Annotated in this window: 12 protein-coding genes; 1 reads left to right on the forward strand and 11 read right to left on the reverse strand. The window is 63.6% G+C overall.

Annotated elements, in window-relative coordinates; genetic code table 11:
• Positions 1-3: 3 nt before the first annotated feature.
• The 10 genes from ACIPO9_RS17260 to ACIPO9_RS17305 all read right to left on the reverse strand — a co-directional run bounded on the left by ACIPO9_RS17260 (position 4) and on the right by ACIPO9_RS17305 (position 13,075).
• Complete coding sequence (locus ACIPO9_RS17260) at positions 4-615, reverse strand: glutathione S-transferase (RefSeq protein WP_400782299.1); 612 nt, start codon at positions 613-615, stop codon at positions 4-6.
• Positions 615-4,256, reverse strand: coding sequence for an AAA family ATPase (locus ACIPO9_RS17265; protein ID WP_400782301.1), 3,642 nt, complete (start codon positions 4,254-4,256; stop codon positions 615-617). The genes ACIPO9_RS17260 and ACIPO9_RS17265 overlap by 1 nt, the downstream gene beginning before the upstream one ends.
• Positions 4,253-5,494, reverse strand: a complete 1,242-nt coding sequence (locus ACIPO9_RS17270) for an exonuclease SbcCD subunit D C-terminal domain-containing protein (protein WP_400782304.1) — start codon at positions 5,492-5,494, stop codon at positions 4,253-4,255. Before ACIPO9_RS17270 ends, ACIPO9_RS17265 begins: the two co-directional genes overlap by 4 nt.
• 147 nt (positions 5,495-5,641) lie before the next feature.
• Positions 5,642-7,321, reverse strand: coding sequence for a BatD family protein (locus ACIPO9_RS17275; RefSeq protein WP_400782306.1), 1,680 nt, complete (start codon positions 7,319-7,321; stop codon positions 5,642-5,644).
• A complete protein-coding gene (locus ACIPO9_RS17280) occupies positions 7,318-9,048 on the reverse strand; it encodes a VWA domain-containing protein (protein ID WP_400782308.1) in 1,731 nt (576 codons plus the stop codon). The genes ACIPO9_RS17275 and ACIPO9_RS17280 overlap by 4 nt, the downstream gene beginning before the upstream one ends.
• A complete protein-coding gene (locus ACIPO9_RS17285) occupies positions 9,045-10,112 on the reverse strand; it encodes a vWA domain-containing protein (RefSeq protein WP_400782311.1) in 1,068 nt (355 codons plus the stop codon). The genes ACIPO9_RS17280 and ACIPO9_RS17285 overlap by 4 nt, the downstream gene beginning before the upstream one ends.
• Positions 10,105-10,599: a DUF4381 domain-containing protein gene (locus tag ACIPO9_RS17290; protein WP_274135041.1), complete on the reverse strand. Its 495-nt coding sequence runs from the start codon at positions 10,597-10,599 to the stop codon at positions 10,105-10,107. The genes ACIPO9_RS17285 and ACIPO9_RS17290 overlap by 8 nt, the downstream gene beginning before the upstream one ends.
• Positions 10,596-11,540 (reverse strand): DUF58 domain-containing protein, encoded by a 945-nt coding sequence (locus tag ACIPO9_RS17295; protein WP_400609455.1) that lies wholly within the window; start codon positions 11,538-11,540, stop codon positions 10,596-10,598. Before ACIPO9_RS17295 ends, ACIPO9_RS17290 begins: the two co-directional genes overlap by 4 nt.
• A 4-nt stretch (positions 11,541-11,544) precedes the next feature.
• Positions 11,545-12,504, reverse strand: coding sequence for a MoxR family ATPase (locus ACIPO9_RS17300; RefSeq protein ID WP_037013687.1), 960 nt, complete (start codon positions 12,502-12,504; stop codon positions 11,545-11,547).
• Between the two features lie 211 nt (positions 12,505-12,715).
• The gene (locus ACIPO9_RS17305; RefSeq protein ID WP_274135037.1) at positions 12,716-13,075 is read right to left on the reverse strand and encodes a hypothetical protein; all 360 of its coding nucleotides are present in this window, start codon (positions 13,073-13,075) and stop codon (positions 12,716-12,718) included.
• 407 nt (positions 13,076-13,482) lie between these two features.
• Between ACIPO9_RS17305 and ACIPO9_RS17310 the strand changes: the two genes are divergently transcribed.
• Positions 13,483-18,339: an NAD-glutamate dehydrogenase gene (locus ACIPO9_RS17310; protein WP_400782313.1), complete on the forward strand. Its 4,857-nt coding sequence runs from the start codon at positions 13,483-13,485 to the stop codon at positions 18,337-18,339.
• A 405-nt stretch (positions 18,340-18,744) separates the two neighbouring features.
• Here ACIPO9_RS17310 and acnB read toward each other — a convergent pair whose 3' ends face one another.
• The gene (acnB, locus tag ACIPO9_RS17315) at positions 18,745-21,345 is read right to left on the reverse strand and encodes a bifunctional aconitate hydratase 2/2-methylisocitrate dehydratase (protein ID WP_274135033.1); all 2,601 of its coding nucleotides are present in this window, start codon (positions 21,343-21,345) and stop codon (positions 18,745-18,747) included.
• Between the last annotated feature and the right edge of the window lie 104 nt (positions 21,346-21,449).

Consider the following 21,449-nt stretch of genomic DNA (forward strand, 5'->3'; position numbering starts at 1 on the left):
CTGCTACGGGGTCTTGTGTTTCACCATGGCGTGTTTGAACAGCTCTGAATCCAGAAACCGTTGCAGCCACGCCTGCAAACGTGGATAGGGCGCCTGCCAGAACCACTCGGGGTCGACACCGCAAAACTGTCGCACGAACGGCGCCAGGGCGGTGTCGGCCAGGGTCAGGTGGTCGGTGACCAGGTAATCCCGCGTGGCCAGCAAGCCTTCGAGCCTTGCGAGAAATACCTCACCTTGCGCGCGGTAATGTTCCTGGCTGAACTCGGGGTAGCGCACGGCGTATTTGTAGCGGTCCAGATCGGTCTTGAACGGGCCGTCGTTGAGTTCGATCAGTTCGGCTATCTGCCGCTGTCCGTCGATGTCGCCGGCCAAGGACCAATCTTGCGGGTCGTTCTGGGCCAAAGCCCAGCGCATGATGTCCAGGCTCTGTTCCAGCACCTGCTCGTCCAGCACCAGGACCGGCACCGTGCCCTTGGGCGAGCGCGCCAGCATCTCGGCCGGTTTGGCTTTGAGGCTGACTTCCACCGTTTCCACCGCGACGCCCGAGTAGGCCACGGCCATGCGCGCCCGCATGGCGTAGGGGCAGCGGCGGAAGGAGTAGAGCAAGGCGCCCATCAACTGACCTCCAGGGTGCTCAGGCCATTACCCTGGCGTTTGACCTGAATCTGCACCGGGATGCGCTCGTGCATTTCCTGCACGTGGGAAATCACCCCGACCTTGCGCCCTTGGGCCTGCAGGCCGTCCAGCGCGTCCATCGCCAGTTGCAGGGACTCGGGGTCGAGGCTGCCGAAGCCTTCGTCGATGAACAGCGATTCGATCTTCAGCGTGCTCGATGCCATGGACGCAAGGCCCAGGGCCAATGCAAGGGAAACCAGGAAGGTTTCGCCGCCGGACAGCGAATGCACCGAGCGCAGTTCGTCGCCCATTTCGGTGTCCATCACCAACAGCCCCAGCATGCTGCCGCCGCGTTTGAGGCGGTAGCGGCGAACCAGTTGCCGCAGTTGCGCATTGGCGTGATGCACCAGCAGGTCCAGGTTGTAGGCCTGGGCGATCTTGCGGAACTTGTCGCCTTCGGCCGAGCCGATCAGTGTGGCCAGGCGCGCCCAGCGCAGGTATTCGCCATGGGCGGCCTTGATGCGTTCCTGCAACTCGTTGTTGGCGGTACGGCGCCGTTCATCTTCGCTGATCTGCGCACGCAAGTCGGCGCACAGTTGGTCATGGGTCGCTGATTGCGACTGAGCCTCGTTGAGCGCCGAGGCCAGCTGTTCGGCGTCGTTGATGTCGCTGTGTTGCGCCTGATGCTGCTGCACTTGTGCATCACGTTCCTGCACCAGCACCTTGGCCTGTTCCAGCGCTTTTTCACTGTGTTGCAGGCGTTGGCGCAACTGGCTGACATCGTCGTCGCTCAAACCGAGCAGCGCCTCGAGGGCCGCGTCGTCCAGTTCGCCGTGCTGGCTGCGCCAGTCACTGATCTGACGGTCCAGATCGGCGACTTCCTGCTGCAATGCGTCCAGCCGCTGACGTTCGCCGTCCAGTTCGGTGGTCAGTTTGATCAGGGCGCTGTGTGCCTGTTGCAGGGCATCGGAGGTGTTCGCCTGGGCCTGACGCGCCTGTTCCACGGCCTGTTCCAGTTGCTGTTGCCAGGCGTGCGCGCTGGGTTGCTCACCGAGGATTTCCCGCAGGCGCTGTTGCACGGCCTGGTGTTGTTGCTGGCAAGCCTGCACACGTTGTTGCAATTGTTGATGCTGTTGCTGACGAGCCTGCTGGGCGAACTGCTCGCGTTCGATTTTCTGCGCTCGCTCGCTGTGCTCCTGCTGTTCGTCCTTTTGCTGATCGAGCTGCTGGGTGCGCAGGGCGATGTCGTTGTCCAGTTGCAGGAAGCTCTCGGTGGCCGATTCGCGCCACAGCGCCAGGCTTTCAGCGGGCAGCAGCGGTTCGAACTCCTGCAGCGCGGTTTCGAAACTCTGGTTGTCCAGGGAGATGTTGCGCTGCTGGTCATCGAGCAACTTCATCGCCTGCTGGCTCGCTTCGCGTGCGTCCTGTACCTGGCGTTGCAGGGCTTCGGCGTCGCGCTGCACCTTGAGCAGGCGCGTCTGGCGCTGCTCGGCGTTGAGCACGTCCTGGGCCAGTTGATGCAGGCGCTCGCTGAGCCAGTCGCTGCGCAGGTGCTCGGGTTGTTCCAGCAGGCGCGGGTACAGCGGGTGGGCTTCGAGGTCCGGTGTCAGTTTCTGCAACTGTTCGCCCAGTTGCTCCAACTGCGGTTTGGATTGCTTGAGCTGGTTGTTCAGTTCGGCGACTTCGGCGCGCAGTTCGGCAAGTGTTTCACTGAGCTGGGCGACCTTCAGGCGCGCTGCGCTTTCTTCGCCGTCGTCATGGCCGGAGAGCGCCTGCAACAAGGCATCGGACTGGTGATACGGGTGCTCTTCGCTGCCGCACACCGGGCAAGGCTGGTGATCGACCAATTGCTCGCGCAGTTGCTCGACGCTGGCGCTGCGGGCCAGACGCTGGCGTTGCAGCAACTCGACGGTGACCTTCAGCGCCTGCTCGGCGGCCTCGTGTTCACCCTTGAGTTGCAGGCCTTTGGCGATGCTCTGGGCACGGCGCTCGGTGGCCTGTTGCTGCTGGGCCTGCACCTGTTGCAGGCGTGTGGCGATGTCCTGATGGCGCTGCCACAGGCGGTCCAGTGAGTCGCTTGCGCTGTGTTGCTGACGGTTGTCCTGCAACAGTTGCCCGAGGCGTTCGATTTCCTGGCTGACCGCGTCGGCCTTGACCTCGGCGTCGTCGTACAGCGCCTGCAACGCGCTGCGACGCTCACTGAGGGCCTGCTCGGCGCGGGTGGACGCCTGCTCCAGCGCGGGCAATTCTTCACGGCCTTTGTTCAGGCGCGAACTGACCAGCACGATCTGTTGCAGGCGCGGGCGATAGGCCGTCCACGACTGACTGAGGGCATCCAGCGCGGCGCTGCCTTGTAACTGCTCGGCAATGGATTGCAGGCGGGTTTCGACCAGACGCTGCTGCTCGCTCAATTGATCGAGTGCCGCTTGGCCCTCTTGGCTCGCCTGTTCGGCGATGCGCGCCTGCTCGCTGATCGGTTGCAGTTCGTTGTTCAGGTGATTGAGCTGGGCGTGCTGCTCAAATGCTTCGCTCAACGCAGGTTTGGCCGCCTGCTGCTCTTCCTGCGCCTGTTGCAGGGCGCCTTGCGCCGAGGCCAGTTGCGCTTGCAGATCGGTCAGGGTCGCCTGGGTCTGTGCCTGCTGCTCGACCTGCGCCTGGATGCGCGCCGCCAACGGCGTCAGTTGCGCATCGAGTCGGGTGCGTTGGCCGAACAGGTGGCGCTGCGGAGCCAGCCGTTCCAGTTGCACGAGTTGCTGGCGCTCGCTGGCTTGCTGATCCCACGTCTGCTGCGCGCTGGTCAGCTGCTCGTTGGCGGCCTGGTGGCTGTCGCGCAGGCGGGTCAATTCGCTGAGCCATTGCTGCTTGAGTTCAAGCTGACGCAATTGCGCCTGGGCCAGTTTCAGTTGCTGCTGTGCATCGGCAAAGCGCTGCTCCAGCTCGGCGCGCTGCGCAGGCTCCAGCGGTGTCAGGTTGCCGGCCTGGGCGTTGAGGGTTTTCAGCGCCTCCTCGGCCTCCTTGCTCTTGCTGTAGGCGCGGCGGCCCAACTGGCTGTAGATGGCCGTGTCGGTGAGCTTTTCCAGCAGTTCGCTGCGCTCTTTGTCATCGGCCTTGAGGAAGGCACTGAACTCGCTCTGGGCCAGCATCACGGCGCGGGTGAACTGCTCGAAATTCAGCCCCAGCCGGGCTTCGAGCAGGTTTTTGTATTCGGTCTTGTTCTGGCTGCTGAGGATCTGTTCGCTGTCAAGGTCCGTCAGGGTCTGGCGGCTGGCCTGCAGTTTCTTGGTGGCGTTGTCGCGGGCGCGGTTGGTTTCCCAGCGGGCGCGGTAGCGGCGCTTGTCGATGCCGACGAAATCCACTTCGGCGTAACCGCTGCCGGTGCCACGGCGCAGCAGGTTGCGCGGATCGTTGGTGCTGATGTCACCGTCGATCTCCGGCACCTTCGACTGACCGACGTTGTTCAGCCGCGGAATGGCACCGAACAGCGCCAGGCACAAGGCGTCCAGCAAGGTGCTCTTGCCCGCGCCGGTGGGGCCGGTGATGGCGAACAGGCCGGCGCTGGCCAGGGGCTCGGCGGTGAAATCCAGCTCGAAGGGGCCGGCGAGGGACGCGAGGTTTTTCAAGCGAATGGCAAGAATCTTCATGGCTGTTCGCTCTCCAGTTGCACGTCCTGAAGCAGGGTGGCGAAGTCCTGCAAGGTCTGGTCATCGACCTCGCTGCCGTAGCTGTCCAGCCAGGCGCGGCTGAACAGTTCCTGTGGGCTCAGTTGGTCGAGTTCGATCAGTTCGCGGTCGTCTTCGTCATCGCGATTGCCTTTGCCCGCGTATTCCGCGGCGATGCGCACCAGGCGCACGGCCTTGTTTTCCAGCGCGGCCTCGATCTGGTTGCGCAGGTCCGGTTGCGGTTCGTCCAGCTTGACCCGCACTTCCAGCCACGGCTGGCGGTCGATGTCGGCCAGCAGGTCGATGTCCGGCAGGTCCTTGAGCTGCAACAGCAACTCGGCCAGAGGCGCCGGGCCCATGCGTTGCAGGTTGACGGCACGAGGGATCAGCAGCGGGGTGACGCTGGCCAGTTTGCCGTTCTCGCAGTCGATTTCGAGGATCTGGTGCTGGTAGCCGATCTCGGAAAACGACAGCGGGATCGGCGAGCCGCTGTAGCGGATGCGGTTTTCGCCGTTGACCTTCTGCGGTTTGTGCAGGTGGCCCAGGGCGACGTAGGTGATGGTCTCGCCGAACAGGCTGGCGGGCAGCGCCTCGGCGTTGCCGATGATCAGGCTGCGTTCCGAGTCTTCGGACACCGAGCCACCGGCCATGTGGGCGTGGCTGATGGCGATCAGCGCCTGGCCTTTCTTGCGTTTCTGGTTGGCGGCGGCGATCAGCATTTCATGGACCTGGCCGATGCCGCGCAGGTAGTTCTCGCCCAGTGCGGGGCCGGTCACTTCGGCCGGGCGCAGGAACGGCAAGGCCAGGCACCAGCCCAGCACCTTGCCCTTGGGGTTGGTCAGGGGCAGCAACAGGCGCTCGACGTCGAGCACGCCGTCGTCCAGCCACAGCACCCGGCCCAGGGCGTGGGTGCGCAAACGGCGCATCAGCGGGGCGGGCAATTCGATGCGCGAGCCGGAATCGTGGTTGCCGGCGATCATCACGATGGTCAGTTGCGGGTTCTGTTCGTGGGCGCTGACGATGAAGTCGTAGAGGCGCTCCTGGGCTTTGACCGGCGGGTTGACCGTGTCGAAGATGTCACCGGCGATCAGCAGCACATCAGGCTTGCGTTCGACGAGCCTTGCCAGCAGCCATTTGAGGAAACTCTCGTGTTCGAAATCCCGCTCCTGGCCGTGAAGGTTCTGGCCCAGGTGCCAGTCGGAGGTGTGGAACAGACGCATTGGGGTACCTTGGTTTGTACTGTCGCCGCCAGCTTGTAGGAGCGCGCTTGCCCGCGACGGCGGTGGGTCTGATCACTGTGACGTGTCTGGCACACCGCCGTCGCGGGCAAGCGCGCTCCTACAGGGAACTGCGCCGACCAATGAAATTCATTTCGGATAGAGCGGTGGCAGGCTGTCTGCGCCGTTGGCTTCTACCGGTTTTTCGACGGCAGGCAAGGCCTTGACCGCTTTCCATAAATCTTCGCCCAGCCACAGCTTGCCGGTTTCGCTGTAGAGCGCGCCGTTGAGGCCGTCCAGTGCGTCGGACAGCGGCACGAAGCGCGCGGCCATGTCGGCCAGGGTTTCCGGCTGCTGGCGGGCCCAGGCGTCGAGGGCCTGGCGGGTCGCTTGTGGATCGTTGGCAAGGCTGGCGCGCTTGAGATCGTCCAGCACGGTACGCGGGCTGGGGCCGGTCTGCGCGGCGCGGGCGACGGCCGGTTGCGAACGGGCGCGCCACCATAATGAGAAACCCAACAGCGTGGTGAATGTCAGCAGCACCGTGCTCAACTGCCACGGCCACACCGGCGGCCCGATCAGGCTGCCAGCGGCGCTGTCGCTCACCGGCATGTCCACCGCCAACGCCGGGTTGGTGCTGACTTGCAGGGTGCGGGCGGGCAGGGCGCTGTGCTCCAGATGATCTTCCAGGGTGTTCCACCACACCAGGTCCACCGCAGGAATGTCGATGGCGCCGGGACGGTTCGGCACCAGCGCCACACGCTCTTCACGGGTGCCCACCAGCCCGCGCTCGCCGGCCTGGTTGCTCAACTGCGGTTGATCCGGATACCGCCGCAGCGCGCTGACTTCCGAAGCAGGCAGGGGCGGCAGTTGCGCGCTGGACAGGCCCTCGGCAGTAATGACCAGGGTGCGGGTCAGCGAATCGCCAATCTGCACATGGGCAGGGTCCGGGTTCCAGTCTTCGCTCAGGCTGATGCTGCGCGCAGGAAGCCATGGCGTGTTGGCCGGGTAATGGGCCGGCTGCGGCTTGACCTTAAGCGCCAGTGGCAGGGAGGTCACGCGCATCAGCTTGCCGGGCTTCGGACTGGTGGCCACCGCAGGCTGGCTGGTGGCGGCGGCCTGGGTTTCCGGAATGTCCTGGACCATGGTGGCGCTGAATTCCTGGGCCGGAATGGTCATGTCGCCGCTCTGTTGTGGGTAGAGCGCATAACGCATTTCGATCACACCATGGCGAACGCCGTTGATCTGCTTCTCGTAGGTGCGAGTGTCGCCGAGTTTCTCGATGCGCGCGTCAGGCACCTGCAGCGGCGTCAGGTTGCTGTCGTCGAACAGCGACACCGAGTGATAGATGCGCACCGTCAGCACGGCCTGGGCCTGCACGTAGACGGTGTCCTGATCCAGGCTGGCTTCCATGAACACCGGCGCCAGTTTCTGTTCCTGCGCTTGGGACTGTTCGACCTCCACCACCTGCAGGGCGATGGGCTGGCTGACCAGCTCGCCGAGCTTGAGCGATGGAATCTCGATGGAGCCGCTGTGGCGCGGCATCAGGGTGATCAGCCAGCGGGTGGTGGCGTGAACGTTGCCTTCCAGGGTGGTCAGGCTATTGAGCTGGCGCGTGTCGCGCACCTCGAAATCGGTATCCAGCGCGCTCATGTCCGGCTTGCCGAACAGGGTCGCGTCGTCGGATTCCAGGGTCAGTTCCACTGTTTCACCGGTGTTGACCCGGGTGCGGTCGACACTGGCCTGCAAGGTCGCCGCAGGCTCGTCGGCCCACGCCACGAAGGCGAACAGGCACAGCAGCCAGACGATTACCACCCTGTACACACGACTCATTTGGCCTTTTCCTGATGTTGCTGCTGTTCGTACCAGAATTTGCGTCGCAGCAGCTCGCCGGGTTCGTCCGGGATCTGCCGCAACCATTGTTCGAGCGCTTGCCGCTGTTCGGCGTTGATCTGGGTGTCGGCCGGACGGCTGGGGGCCCGGGTGGGCTCGTCGGCGTCGGGGGATGCGTCCGGCGCCTGGGCGTTGCCCGAAAACTGCGGGGCGTTGTTTGCGTTGTTGTCTTCGCTGGCCGGGCTCTGGGCCTGCTGGTTGCTCTGCTGTTGCTCGGCCTCGCCGGTCTGCGCCTTGCCGGCGTCGTCCTCGCTTTCGGTCTTGCCTTCGCTGGCGTCTTCCAGCGCGGCCTGCCTGTTCTGCTCGATGAGCTGCTCGACCAGCGCCTTGTTGGTGGCTGCTGCGGCGAAATCCGGCTGACGCTCCAACGCCTGTTCATAGGCATCGACGGCCGCTTCCAGTTCGCCGCTCCTGGCCAGCGCATTGCCCCGATTGTAATGGTCGGTCGCGGTGTTGCCCTGGGCGAAGCGCTGGGCGGCGCCGGCGTAATCCCCGGCCTCATAGAGGGCAATGCCTTGCCACTGAATGTTCTCGAAATGCCTGGCGGCCTCAGCGGGGCGATGACGCTGCAGCAGATGCTGGCCCTGCTGGTCCGGACGCCGCCACAGGTCATCGAAGTCGAAAGCATAGCTGTGTTGCGGGATCGCCATCAGCAGCGGCAGGCACAGCACCCAGCCACGGCGACCGGCACAGGCGGCCAGCAGCAACAACGGCAACAACAGCCAGTAGCCCTGGTCGGCCCAAGTGTCGAGCTGAACGGTGCGGCCCATGCTGCGCAGTTCGGTCGGTGCCTGGAGCAGGCCCAGTTCGCGCAGGTCGGCATCGACCAGTTGCAACTGGGTGTACTGGCCGCCCAGGCTTTCGGCGAAATCCTTGAGGCTGGTGCTTTCCAGGCGTGGCACCAGAATTCCGCCCTGGGCATCCTTGAGGAACCCGCCTTTTTCCTGAGCCACCGGCGCGCCCTCTGCGGTGCCGACGCCCAGCATCAGCCATTGCGGTGGGTGGTCGGTCATGGCCTGGCGAATGCCCTGACGCTCGGCTTCGGTCAGTGACGAGCCAATCCAGAGTAACCGGCCCTGGCCCAGGTCGCCCTGCTTGAGCAGGTCCCGGGCCTTGAGTACCGCAAGATCGGCGCGCTGGCCGCTCTCGGGCATGATCGACGGCTTGATCGCGTCCAGCAGGTTCTTGCTGGTGGTCAGGTCGTCGGACAGCGGCACCAGCGTGTGGGCGCTGCCGGCGTAGACGATGATCGCGGTTTGCGAATCGCTGCGCAGTTGCAGCAGGTCCAGCAGCTTGCGCCGTGCCTGTTCAAGGCGAGTGGGCGGGCTGTCGGCGGCGAGCATTTCCGGGGTCAATTCCATCAGCACGACCAAGGGGTCCACCGGTTTCTGGCTGGTCTGTTCGACGCGCTGCCAGCTCGGCCCGATCAGGGCGAGCAGGGCCAGCAGCCAGCCTAACGCCAGCGCGACCCACGGCAATTTGCTCTCCCGACCGCTGCCGCCGCTGAGCAATACCGAGTGGAAGGCGCTGGGCAGGATCATCTGCCAGCGTCCCACGCGTTTTTGCCGGTGCCACAGGCGCCAGATCAGCCAGCCCAGCAGCGGCAGCAACAACAGCCACCAGGGGCGCAGAACGTGGGGCCAGAAGGCAAAGAAGGTCGGGCTCATCGACGCCTCCGCAAGCGCTTGAAACGCTGGCGCCATTGCGGGCCCTGATGCAGCACCGGCTGGCGGGCGAGGAAGCGATAGAGCGGGTTGTGCGGCCAGCGCTCGTGAATCACCAAGAGGATGCTCAGTAGCAGGGCCATCGCCAGCGGCCAGTCGTAGAGCGCCACGGCCGGCCGGGCCTGGGTCGGTTGCTGTGCCACAGGTTCCAGGGTGTCGAGGGCCTTGCCGATGTTTTTCAGCTGCTCGCCGTCCCGGGCGCGGAAATACTGGCCACCGGTGATCTCGGCGATTTCCTTGAGCGCGGGTTCGTCCAGGTCCAGGCTCGGGTTCAGGCCCAGGATGCTGGTGGCGCCCTTGTCAGGGTCGGCGCCGATGCCGATCGGGTAGATTTTCACGCCTTCACCGGCGGCCAGCCGCGCCGCCGTGGCGGGATCGATCTGGCCGGCGTTGTTGGCACCGTCGGTGACCAGGATCAGCACGCGACTCTGGGCCGGGCGCGAACGCAGGCGTTTGAGCGCAAGGCCAATGGCGTCGCCGATGGCGGTGTTCTTGCCGGCGATACCGATGCGCGCTTCATCCAGCCAGACCCGCACGGTCTTGCGGTCGAAGGTCAGCGGTGCTTGCAGGTAAGCCTGGCTGCCGAACAGGATCAAGCCCACGCGGTCGCCCTGGCGATGTTCGAGGAAGTCGCCCAGCAACTGTTTGACCAGGGTCAGGCGGCTGACCTCATCGCTCTGCCAGACCATGTCCGGGTAGTCCATCGAGCCGGATACGTCCACCGCCACCAGCAGGTCGCGACCGCTGGCGGCTACCGGCAGCGGCTCCCCCAGCCACTGCGGGCGAGCCGCAGCCACCAGCAGCAACAGCCACAGGGTGACGAAAGGCAGCTGCCGCCGCCAGCCCGGCAGGTGGGCGCGGGCGCGTCGCCCGGCCAGGCCTTCCAGCTCGTTGAGAAAGCTGACCTTGAGGGCGGCCTCGCCACTGTCGGCCACCGGCAGCACGAAGCGCAGCAGCCACGGCAGCGGCAGCAGGGCGAAGACCCAAGGCCAGCCGAACTCAAACATGTTTGCGAATCCAGGTCTCGACCGATTGCGTCAGGCCGGTGATGGCCTTGTCGTCGAGTTTGCATTCGGGCTTGTAGGCGCCTTCCACAAGGATCATCCAGCGTGTCAGGCCGGCGGCCGGGCAGCGGTTGTCGAGAAACGCCAGCCATTTTCGGCCATTGAGGGTGTGGCTCTGGCTGTAGGGGTAGTGGTTGCGGCACAGGCGTTTGAGCAGGCCGTTGATCTGTTGCAGCCAGGCGCCGGCGGGCGCGCCGTCGTAGGGTTTGGGCAGTTGCGCCAGTTCCAGCAGCGCGGCCTGGCGCAACGGGTCCAGCGGCGGCTCGGCGCTTTCGGCGCGGGCCTTTTTCGGCAGCAGCACCCGCGCCCGCCACAGGCCGTAACCCAGCACCGGCAGCAGAATCAGCAGCAGCCACCAGCCGGGCGCTGGCGGCCAGAAGCCCACAGGCTCGGGGCGGATCATCGGCTGCAACTGGTCCAGCAGGCTCATTTGGGTTTTACCGGGCGCTGTTCGTTCAGGTAGTCGCGCAACTGCTCGACCATCTCCTGCTGGGTGCTCAGGGGAATCATCAGCACCCGCAGTTTCTGCGACAGCAACTCCCAGCGCGCCTGACGGGCTTCGCTTTGAGCGCGGTAGGTCTGGCGCAGGTCCGGGTTGAGGGTGTCCAGTTCCAGTTGCGCGCCACGGTCGGCGAAGCGCAGCAGGCCGGCGGCGGGCAGGGCGTGATCCAGCGGGTCTGACAGCGGCAACAGCAACAGGTCGCAATGCCGGGAGAGCAGGGCCAGTTGTTGCTCGGCAGAGTCCGACAGCGTGCGCTCATCGCACAGGATGAACACCAGGCTGCCGGGCCGCAGCACTTCCCGGGCGCGTCGCAGGGCCACGCCGAAGGAGTCGCGATCGTCCACCGCCTCGGTGTGCAAGGACTGGTTGACCCGCACCAGGCGGTTGAGCAGTTGCAACAGGCTCTGCTTGCTGCGCCGCGGCTTGATTTCGTAGTGCTGGTTGTCACCGAACACCAGCCCGCCGACCCGGTCGTTGTGGCCCAGCGCGGCCCAGCCGATCAACGCGGCGGCCTGGGCGGCCAGCACCGACTTGAACATCAGCCCCGAGCCGAAGAACAGGCGGCGGCTCTGCTCGACCATGATGAAGATGGGCCGTTCGCGTTCTTCGTGAAACAGTTTGGTGTGGGGTTCCTGGGTGCGGGCCGTGACGCGCCAGTCGATGGTGCGCACGTCGTCGCCGGCCTGGTACACCCGCACCTGGTCGAAGTCCACGCCACGTCCGCGCAGCTTGGAGTGGTGCAGGCCGATCAGCGGGCTGCGCCGGCCGGGGGACGAAAACAGTTGCACTTCCCGCACGCGGTGGCGCATTTCGATCAGCTCGGCGAGGCTGATGCGGATGCCCGGTTGGGAAATCAGATAGGGTTGCATGGGGTCAGGCGACGGCAACGACGTCGAGAATGCGCTGGATCACGCGGTCCTGGTCGATGCCTGCCGCTTCCGCTTCGAAGGACAGGATGATGCGATGGCGCAACACGTCGAAGACCATCGCCTGGATGTCTTCGGGGCTGACGAAGTCGCGGCCGGCGAGCCAGGCGTGGGCCCGGGCGCAGCGGTCCAGGGAGATCGAGCCACGGGGGCTGGCGCCATAGCCGATCCACTCGGCAAGCTCGGCGTCGAACTTGGCCGGGGTGCGGGTGGCCATGACCAGTTGCACCAGGTATTCCTCCACCGCATCGGCCATGTACAAGCCGAGGATTTCCTTGCGCGCGGCGAAGATCGCCTGCTGGCTGACCCGGCGTTCGGGCTTGGTTTCGCCGTTCAACGCTTCGCCGCGGGCCTGTTGCAGGATCTTGCGTTCGACGGTGGCGTCGGGGAAGCCGATCTTGACGTGCATCAGGAAGCGGTCGAGCTGGGCTTCGGGCAGCGGGTAGGTGCCTTCCTGCTCGATAGGGTTCTGCGTGGCCATCACCAGAAACAGCGGCGACAGGTCATAGGTGCTGCGGCCCACGCTGACCTGGCGCTCGGCCATGGCTTCCAGCAGCGCCGACTGCACCTTGGCCGGTGCCCGGTTGATTTCGTCCGCGAGCACCAGGTTGTGGAAGATCGGCCCCTGCTGGAACACGAAGCTGCCGGTTTCCGGGCGGTAGATCTCGGTACCGGTGATGTCGGCGGGCAGCAGGTCAGGGGTGAACTGGATGCGGTGGAACTGCGCCTCGATGCCCTCGGCCAGTTCCTTGATCGCCTTGGTCTTGGCCAGGCCCGGAGCGCCCTCGACCAGCATGTGGCCATCGGCAAGCAGCGCGATCAGCAGGCGCTCGACCAGTTTCTCCTGCCCCAGAATCTGAGTGGAGAGAAAGGTTCGCAGCGCGATCAACGCTTCACGATGTTCCATCGATGACGGTTCCTGGCAGGTACGCAGCGGCGCCAAGACGGCACCGAAGCTGGGGGCGTTACTTTAATCCATCCGAGGGTGCGGCGACTAATCGGCCAAGGGGTTTTTTCAGTGTTTGGCGCTGTTTACCGGGCAAAAACCAGAATTGTCTTACAGGTTACGGGTTTTCTCCCTGTGCCGGCCTGGAGCCGCTGTCACAAGGCGCAGGGAATCAGCCGATTTCGCTGACGTAGGTGCCGACATCCTTGAGGATGATCCTTAGCGTGGCGTCCAGTTCGGCCAGCTCGCCCTCAGGGGTGGTGTGGTCGATGTCGAAGCTGTGCTCGCCGCCGAAAGGCTGGGCGTCGGCCGCATCGACCTGCACGCTGAGCCGGGTGGCAGAAAGGGTGACTTTCAGATTCGATTCGACGTGGATGGTGTCGTCGCGAAAGGTGATGTCCACTTCATCCTCATCCGGAAAGCGCGCCAGCAGAAACAGGTCGCCGTTGTCGCCATGGCAGCAGACCAGCGCCATGTCGTCTTCTTCTTCATCGCAGGGGTTGTAGATGAAGCTGTCGGTGGTCATGTGCATGATGTGCATCCTGTGGTTCGGTTCGGGACAAGCTTTGATTTTGCCAGCCCTGCATGAATTTAGCTCTCCATCTATAACTATTCCTGTTCGGCATGGGCCATGCCGGATGGCAACCCGATGTCCGAGTATGTCGCAGCCCTGCAAGCCACCCGGGGTTGCTCTCGTTAAGCTTCGCAGCAGATGAACGGACGTGCGGCCAGTTGCCGCACCCAGGTTCACTCGGGGGGGCATTGTGACTACGCGCACACGACGAGCGTTACTACAAGGGCATGTGTGGATGAATTCATCGTTGTCACGATTTGCTGACTATCATCGATCAGACGCGAAACTGACACGCAGACACACATGAACGACCCCGAAACACGCATCTCTCCTATATAAAAGCCAAGCCAAGCGGAGTATCACAGATGGCGTTCTTCACCGCAGCCAGCAAGTCCGACTTCCAGCACCAACTGCGAGCGGCACTGGCCCAGCACATCAGCGAACAGGCACTGCCACAAGTGGCGCTGTTCGCCGATCAGTTCTTCGGCATCATCTCTCTGGACGAACTCACCCAGCGCAGGCTTTCCGACCTTGCCGGTTGCACCCTGTCTGCCTGGCGCCTGCTCGAGCGTTTCGAGCACGGCACCCCGCAGGTACGCGTGTACAACCCTGATTACGAGCGTCACGGCTGGCAATCCACCCATACCGCCGTTGAAGTGCTGCACCACGACCTGCCGTTCCTGGTGGACTCGGTCCGTACCGAGCTGAACCGCCGCGGCTACAGCATCCACACCCTGCAGACCACCGTGCTGAGCGTGCGTCGCGATGCCAAGGGCCAACTGCTCGAAGTGCTGCCTAAGGGCACCCTGGGCGAGGGCGTGCTGCAAGAGTCGCTGATGTACCTGGAAATCGACCGTTGCGCCAACGCTGCCGAACTCAATGTGCTGGCACGCGAGCTGGAGCAGGTGCTGGGCGAGGTGCGGGTTGCGGTAGAAGACTTCCTGCCGATGAAAGCCAAGGTCAATGACCTGCTGGCGAGCATCGATGCCACTGAATATGCCGTCGATCCCGAGGAGAAGGCCGAGGTCAAGGTGTTCCTCGAGTGGCTGGTGAACAACCACTTCACCTTCCTGGGCTACGAAGAATTCACCGTCGATGGCGACGGCGAAGGTGGCCAGCTGACCTACGATCCGGCCTCGTTCCTGGGCCTGACCAAACTGCTGCGCGCAGGCCTCACCCCTGAAGACCTGCACATCGAAGGCTATGCGGTGAACTACCTGCACGAGCCGACCCTGCTGTCCTTCGCCAAGGCCGCGCACCCAAGCCGCGTGCACCGTCCGGCGTACCCTGACTACGTGTCGATCCGGATGATCGACGCCAGTGGCAAGGTCATCAAGGAATGCCGTTTCATGGGTCTGTACACCTCTTCGGTGTATGGCGAAAGCGTGCGCAACATCCCGTACATTCGCCGCAAGGTCGCCGAAGTCGAGCGCCGTTCCGGTTTCGACGCCAAGGCGCACCTGGGCAAGGAACTGGCCCAGGTCGTTGAAGTGCTGCCGCGCGACGACCTGTTCCAGACCCCGGTGGACGAGCTGTTCACCACCGTCATGTCCATCGTGCAGATCCAGGAGCGCAACAAGATCCGCGTGTTCCTGCGCAAGGATCCCTACGGGCGTTTCTGCTACTGCCTGGCCTACGTGCCGCGTGACATCTACTCCACCGAAGTGCGCCAGAAGATCCAGCAGGTCCTGATGGAGCGCCTGAAGGCCAGCGACTGCGAGTTCTGGACCTTCTTCTCCGAGTCGGTGCTTGCGCGCGTGCAGTTGATCCTTCGCGTTGACCCGAAAGTCACCCTGGACATCGACCCGCAACAACTGGAAAACGAAGTCATCCAGGCCTGCCGTTCGTGGAACGACGACTACGCAAGCCTGGTTGTCGAAAGCTTCGGCGAAGCCCAGGGCACCAACGTGCTGGCCGACTTCCCGAAAGGCTTCCCGGCAGGTTACCGCGAGCGTTTCGCCGCGCACTCGGCCGTGGTCGACATGCAGCATGTGCTGAATCTGTCCGAAGCCAAGCCGCTGGTCATGAGCTTCTATCAGCCGCTGTCGGGCGACAAGGCGCAGTTGCACTGCAAGCTGTACCACGCCGACACCCCGCTGGCGCTGTCCGACGTGCTGCCGATCCTGGAAAACCTCGGCCTGCGCGTGCTGGGCGAGTTCCCGTATCGCCTGCGTCACACCAACGGTCGCGAGTTCTGGATTCATGACTTCGCCTTCACCTACGCCGAAGGCCTGAACCTGGATCTGCAACAGCTCAACGACACGTTCCAGGACGCGTTCGTGCACATCGTGCGCGGCGACGCCGAGAACGATGCGTTCAACCGCCTGGTGCTGACTGCCGGCCTGCCGTGGCGCGACGTGGCGCTGCTGCGTGCCTACGCCCGTTACCTCAAGCAGATTCGTCTGGGCTTCGACCTGGGCTACATCGCCAGCACCCTGAACAACCACGCCGACATCGCCCGCGAGCTGACCCGTCTGTTCAAGACCCGCTTCTACCTGGCGCGCAAGCTGTCCGGTGGCGATCTGGACGACATGCAACAGCGTCTGGAAACCGCGATCCTGTCGGCGCTGGACGATGTCCAGGTGCTCAACGAAGACCGCATCCTGCGTCGCTACCTTGACCTGATCAAGGCGACCATGCGCACCAACTTCTACCAGACCGACGCCAACGGCCAGAACAAGAGCTACTTCAGCTTCAAGTTCAACCCGCGCCTGATCCCCGAACTGCCCAAGCCGGTGCCGAAGTTCGAAATCTTCGTCTACTCGCCGCGCGTCGAAGGCGTGCACCTGCGTTTCGGCAACGTCGCTCGCGGCGGCTTGCGCTGGTCGGACCGCGAAGAAGACTTCCGTACCGAAGTGCTGGGTCTGGTAAAAGCCCAGCAGGTGAAGAACTCGGTCATCGTGCCTGTGGGTGCCAAAGGTGGCTTCCTGCCACGTCGCCTGCCGACCACCGGCACCCGCGACGAGATTCAGGCCGAAGCGATCGCCTGCTACCGCATCTTCATTTCCGGTCTGCTGGACATCACCGACAACCTGAAAGAAGGCGCGCTGGTACCGCCGGCCAACGTCGTACGTCATGACGACGATGACCCGTACCTGGTGGTGGCAGCGGACAAGGGCACCGCGACCTTCTCCGACATCGCCAACGGCATCGCCATCGACTACGGCTTCTGGCTGGGCGATGCGTTCGCCTCCGGTGGCTCGGCCGGTTACGACCACAAGAAAATGGGCATCACCGCCAAGGGCGCGTGGGTCGGCGTGCAGCGCCACTTCCGCGAGCGCGGCATCAATGTCCAGCAGGACAGCATCAGCGTGATCGGCGTCGGCGACATGGCCGGTGACGTATTCGGCAACGGCCTGTTGATGTCCGACAAGCTGCAACTGGTGGCCGCGTTCAACCACCTGCATATCTTCATCGATCCGAATCCGGATCCGGCGACCAGCTTCGCCGAGCGTCAGCGCCTGTTCGACCTGCCGCGTTCGGCCTGGACCGACTACGACACCAGCATCATGTCCGAAGGCGGCGGTATCTTCCCGCGCAGCCTGAAGAGCATCACCATCACCCCGCAGATGAAAGAGCGCTTTGACATCAGCGCTGACAAACTGACCCCGACCGAGTTGATGCACGCATTGCTCAAGGCGCCGGTGGATCTGCTGTGGAACGGCGGTATCGGCACCTACGTCAAGGCCAGCTCCGAGAGCCACGCCGATGTGGGCGACAAGGCCAACGACGCCCTGCGCGTCAACGGCAACCAGCTGCGCTGCAAGGTGGTGGGCGAGGGCGGCAACCTGGGCATGACCCAACTGGGTCGCGTCGAGTTCGGCCTGCTGGGCGGTGCCACCAACACTGACTTCATCGACAACGCCGGTGGCGTGGACTGCTCCGACCACGAAGTGAACATCAAGATCCTGCTCAACGAAGTGGTGCAGGCCGGTGACATGACCGAGAAGCAGCGCAACCTGCTGCTCGAAAGCATGACCGACGAAGTGGGCAATCTGGTACTCGGCAACAACTACAAGCAGACGCAAGCCCTGTCGCTGGCGGCCCGTCGTGCCTACGAGCGGATTGCCGAATACAAGCGCCTGATGAACGACCTGGAGTCCCGTGGCAAGCTGGACCGCGCCATCGAGTTCCTCCCGGCCGAAGACCAGCTGTCCGAGCGCATCGCCGAACAGAAAGGCCTGTCCCGCGCCGAACTGTCGGTGCTGATCTCCTACAGCAAGATCGACCTCAAGGAAGCGCTGCTCGAATCCCGCGTGCCGGACGACGACTATCTGGCCCGCGACATGGAAACCGCCTTCCCGCCGTCCCTGGGCGCGAAGTTCTCCGAATCCATGCGTCGCCACCGTCTGAAGCGCGAAATCGTCAGCACCCAGATCGCCAACGACCTGGTCAACCACATGGGCATCACCTTCGTGCAGCGGCTCAAGGAGTCGACCGGCATGAGCGCTGCCAACGTGGCCGGTGCCTACGTGATCGTGCGTGACATCTTCCACCTGCCGCACTGGTTCCGTCAGATCGAGGCTTTGGACTACAAGGTGTCGGCTGAAATCCAGTTGGCATTGATGGATGAGCTGATGCGTCTGGGCCGTCGCGCCACCCGCTGGTTCCTGCGCAGCCGTCGCAACGAACTGGACGCTGCCCGTGACGTCGCGCACTTCGGTCCGCATCTGGCGGCACTGGGGCTGAAGCTCGACGAACTGCTGGAAGGCCCGCCACGTGAAGTCTGGCAGGCGCGTTATCAGGAATACGTCGAGGCTGGCGTACCTGAGCTGCTGGCGCGCATGGTCGCTGGCACCACGCACCTGTACACGCTGCTGCCGATCATCGAGGCGTCCGACGTGACTGGCCAGAATGCCGCCGACGTGGCGAAGGTCTACTTCGCTCTGGGCAGCTCGCTGGACATCACCTGGTACCTGCAACAGATCAGCGCCCTGCCGGTGGAAAACAACTGGCAGGCCCTGGCCCGCGAAGCCTTCCGCGACGATGTCGACTGGCAACAGCGCGCCATCACCGTGTCCGTCCTGCAAATGCCGAACGGCCCGGAGAACGTGGAAGAGCGCCTGAGCCTGTGGCTGGAGCAGCATTCGGCGATGGTCGAGCGCTGGCACGCGATGCTGGTTGAACTGCGTGCAGCGAGTGGTAATGACTACGCGATGTATGCGGTGGCGAACCGGGAGCTGCTGGATCTGGCCATGAGTGGGCAGACTGCGGTGGTTTGATGGTTTAGTGGTTGATTGAACGAAAAGCCCCGCATTTTGAGATGCGGGGTTTTTTTTGTGCCTGGCTTGAGGGCGCTACATGGATGCCCTTCGGGCCTATCGCGGGCAAGCGCGCTCCTACATTTTTTGCAACGTGCCATGGCCTGTGGGACCGAGTGGATAGCCTTGGTGCATGGCTCTGGATTTCGAGCGAAAGCACAAGGCGGACAACGGGGTCTGTCAGACCGCGGCACGTTGCAAAAAATGTAGGAGCGCGCTTGCCCGCGATGCGCCCGAAGGGCATCCGTGTAGGGGCCTCGAGCGAACCCAACAAACCCTAAATCCCAACCCAATCCCAAACCCAAAATCAACCCCATAAAAAAACCCCGCCAGAAGCGGGGTTTTTTTTGACGCCTTACTACGATCTTACGCTTGAACAACCGGGATGTTGGCGTTCGCTGCGGATTCACGGAACTCGGCGATCTGGTCGAAGCTCAGGTAGCGGTAGACATCGGCAGACATGCTGTCGATCTTGCTCGCGTATTCCATGTACTCCTCGACGGTCGGCAGGCGACCCAGGATCGATGCCACGGACGCCAGCTCGGCCGAAGCCAGGTAGACGTTCGCGCCGTCGCCCAGACGGTTCGGGAAGTTACGGGTCGAGGTCGATACCACGGTCGCGTTCGGGTTCACACGTGCCTGGTTACCCATGCACAGCGAGCAGCCCGGCATTTCCATGCGTGCGCCAGCCTTGCCGTAGATGCCGTAGTAGCCTTCTTCGGTCAGTTGGTGCGCGTCCATCTTGGTCGGTGGCGACAGCCACAGACGGGTTGGCAGCTGGCCCTTGACCTGATCGAGCAACTTGCCGGCAGCGCGGAAGTGACCGATGTTGGTCATGCACGAGCCGATGAACACTTCGTCGATCTTCTCGCCAGCAACGCTGGACAGCAGACGGGCGTCGTCCGGGTCGTTCGGCGCGCAGAGCACAGGCTCCTTGACGTCGGCCAGGTCGATCTCGATGACTTCGGCGTATTCAGCGTCCTTGTCGGCTTCCAGCAGCTCAGGATTGGCAATCCAGGCTTCCATCGCCTTGGCGCGACGCTCCAGGGTGCGTGGGTCGCCGTAGCCTTCCGCGATCATCCAGCGCAGCAGGGTGATGTTGGAGTTCAGGTATTCGGCGATCGACTCTTTGGACAGCTTGATGGTGCAACCGGCGGCCGAACGTTCTGCCGAGGCGTCGGACAGTTCGAAGGCTTGTTCGACGGTCAGGCTTTCCAGGCCTTCGATCTCCAGGATGCGACCCGAGAAGGCGTTCTTCTTGCCTTTCTTCTCGACGGTCAGCAGGCCTTTCTGGATCGCGTAGTAAGGGATGGCGTGAACCAGGTCACGCAGGGTGACGCCCGGTTGCAGCTTGCCCTTGAAACGGACCAGGATCGATTCCGGCATGTCCAGCGGCATGACGCCGGTGGCAGCGGCGAACGCGACCAGACCGGAACCGGCCGGGAACGAGATGCCGATCGGGAAACGGGTGTGCGAGTCACCACCGGTACCGACGGTGTCCGGCAGCAGCATGCGGTTCAGCCAGCTGTGGATGATGCCGTCGCCCGGACGCAGCGAAACGCCGCCACGGGTCATGATGAAGTCAGGCAGGGTGTGGTGGGTCTTGACGTCGATCGGCTTTGGATAAGCGGCGGTGTGGCAGAAGGACTGCATTACCAGATCAGCGGAGAAGCCCAGGCACGCCAGGTCTTTCAGTTCGTCACGGGTCATGGGACCTGTGGTGTCCTGGGAGCCGACGGTGGTCATCTTCGGTTCGCAGTAGGTGCCCGGACGGATGCCGTCGGTGCCGCAGGCCTTGCCGACCATTTTCTGCGCGAGGGTGAAACCCTTGGTGCTGGCAGCAGGGACTTCAGGCAGCTTGAACAGGGTCGAAGGCGGCAGGCCCAGTTCGGCACGTGCCTTGCTGGTCAGGCCACGTCCAACGATCAGCGGGATACGGCCACCAGCGCGGACTTCGTCCAGCAGCACAGGGGTCTTCAGTTCGAAAGTGGTGATCACTTCGTCGCTGTCGTGCTTGGTGACTTTGCCTTCGTATGGGTAGACGTCGATCACGTCGCCCATGTTGATGTTCGAGACATCGAATTCGATTGGCAGGGCGCCGGCGTCTTCCATGGTGTTGTAGAAGATCGGGGCGATCTTGCTGCCGAAGCAGAAACCACCTGCGCGCTTGTTCGGCACGTAAGGGATGTCGTCGCCGAAGAACCACAGCACCGAGTTGGTGGCCGATTTACGCGAGGAACCGGTACCGACCACGTCACCGACGTAGGCGATAGGGAAGCCCTGGCCGCGCATTTCTTCGATCTGCTTCATCGGGCCGATGGAGCCTTGCACGTCAGGCACGATGCCGTCGCGGGCCATTTTCAGCATGGCCAGGGCGTGCAGCGGGATGTCAGGGCGCGACCAGGCGTCCGGCGCAGGGGACAGGTCGTCGGTGTTGGTTTCGCCGGTGACCTTGAACACGCGCAGGCTGATCTTGTCGGCCAGGGTCGGACGCTTCTGGAACCATTCGCCGTCAGCCCAGGACTGCAGCACGCCTTGGGCGTGAGCGTTGCCGTTCTTGGCTTTTTCTGCGACGTCGTGGAAGGCGTCGAACATCAGCAGGGTGTGCTTCAGTTGTTCGGCGGCAACCGGTGCCAGCTCGGCATCGTCCAGCAGGTCGACCATGGTCACGATGTTGTAGCCGCCCTGCATGGTGCCGAGCAGTTCTACAGCGCGTTTGCGATCCAGCAGAGGGGAAGAGACTTCGCCCTTGGCCAGAGCGGAAAGGAAACCGGCCTTGACGTAAGCAGCTTCGTCAACTCCCGGTGGAACGCGATTGGTGATCAGGTCAAGCAGGACAGCTTCTTCGCCAGCCGGTGGGTTTTTCAGCAGCTCGACCAGGCCTGCGGTTTGTTCGGCGTTAAGCGGCTGGGGCACGATACCCTGGGCGGCACGCTCTTCGATGTGTTTACGGTAGGCTTCAAGCACAGTATTACCCTCATCAGTGGTCCCAAATGGGTGTCCGGGACGCTCATCCAGAAAAGGTCCGCAGCCGTGCATGTCAAAACTTTTTGAGTTTTTCGGCAGGCAGC

It is taken from the genome of Pseudomonas sp. NPDC090203 (assembly GCF_044746765.1).
GTDB lineage: Bacteria > Pseudomonadota > Gammaproteobacteria > Pseudomonadales > Pseudomonadaceae > Aquipseudomonas > Aquipseudomonas putida_AD.

What these genes read in the sequence shown, in the direction of transcription:
- ACIPO9_RS17260 (WP_400782299.1), bottom strand. Translation starts at nt 615, where the DNA reads ATGGGCGCCTTGCTCTACTCCTTCCGCCGCTGCCCCTACGCCATGCGG.
- ACIPO9_RS17265 (WP_400782301.1), bottom strand. Translation starts at nt 4,256, where the DNA reads ATGAAGATTCTTGCCATTCGCTTGAAAAACCTCGCGTCCCTCGCCGGC.
- ACIPO9_RS17270 (WP_400782304.1), bottom strand. Translation starts at nt 5,494, where the DNA reads ATGCGTCTGTTCCACACCTCCGACTGGCACCTGGGCCAGAACCTTCAC.
- ACIPO9_RS17275 (WP_400782306.1), bottom strand. Translation starts at nt 7,321, where the DNA reads ATGAGTCGTGTGTACAGGGTGGTAATCGTCTGGCTGCTGTGCCTGTTC.
- ACIPO9_RS17280 (WP_400782308.1), bottom strand. Translation starts at nt 9,048, where the DNA reads ATGAGCCCGACCTTCTTTGCCTTCTGGCCCCACGTTCTGCGCCCCTGG.
- ACIPO9_RS17285 (WP_400782311.1), bottom strand. Translation starts at nt 10,112, where the DNA reads ATGTTTGAGTTCGGCTGGCCTTGGGTCTTCGCCCTGCTGCCGCTGCCG.
- ACIPO9_RS17290 (WP_274135041.1), bottom strand. Translation starts at nt 10,599, where the DNA reads ATGAGCCTGCTGGACCAGTTGCAGCCGATGATCCGCCCCGAGCCTGTG.
- ACIPO9_RS17295 (WP_400609455.1), bottom strand. Translation starts at nt 11,540, where the DNA reads ATGCAACCCTATCTGATTTCCCAACCGGGCATCCGCATCAGCCTCGCC.
- ACIPO9_RS17300 (WP_037013687.1), bottom strand. Translation starts at nt 12,504, where the DNA reads ATGGAACATCGTGAAGCGTTGATCGCGCTGCGAACCTTTCTCTCCACT.
- ACIPO9_RS17305 (WP_274135037.1), bottom strand. Translation starts at nt 13,075, where the DNA reads ATGCACATGACCACCGACAGCTTCATCTACAACCCCTGCGATGAAGAA.
- ACIPO9_RS17310 (WP_400782313.1), top strand. Translation starts at nt 13,483, where the DNA reads ATGGCGTTCTTCACCGCAGCCAGCAAGTCCGACTTCCAGCACCAACTG.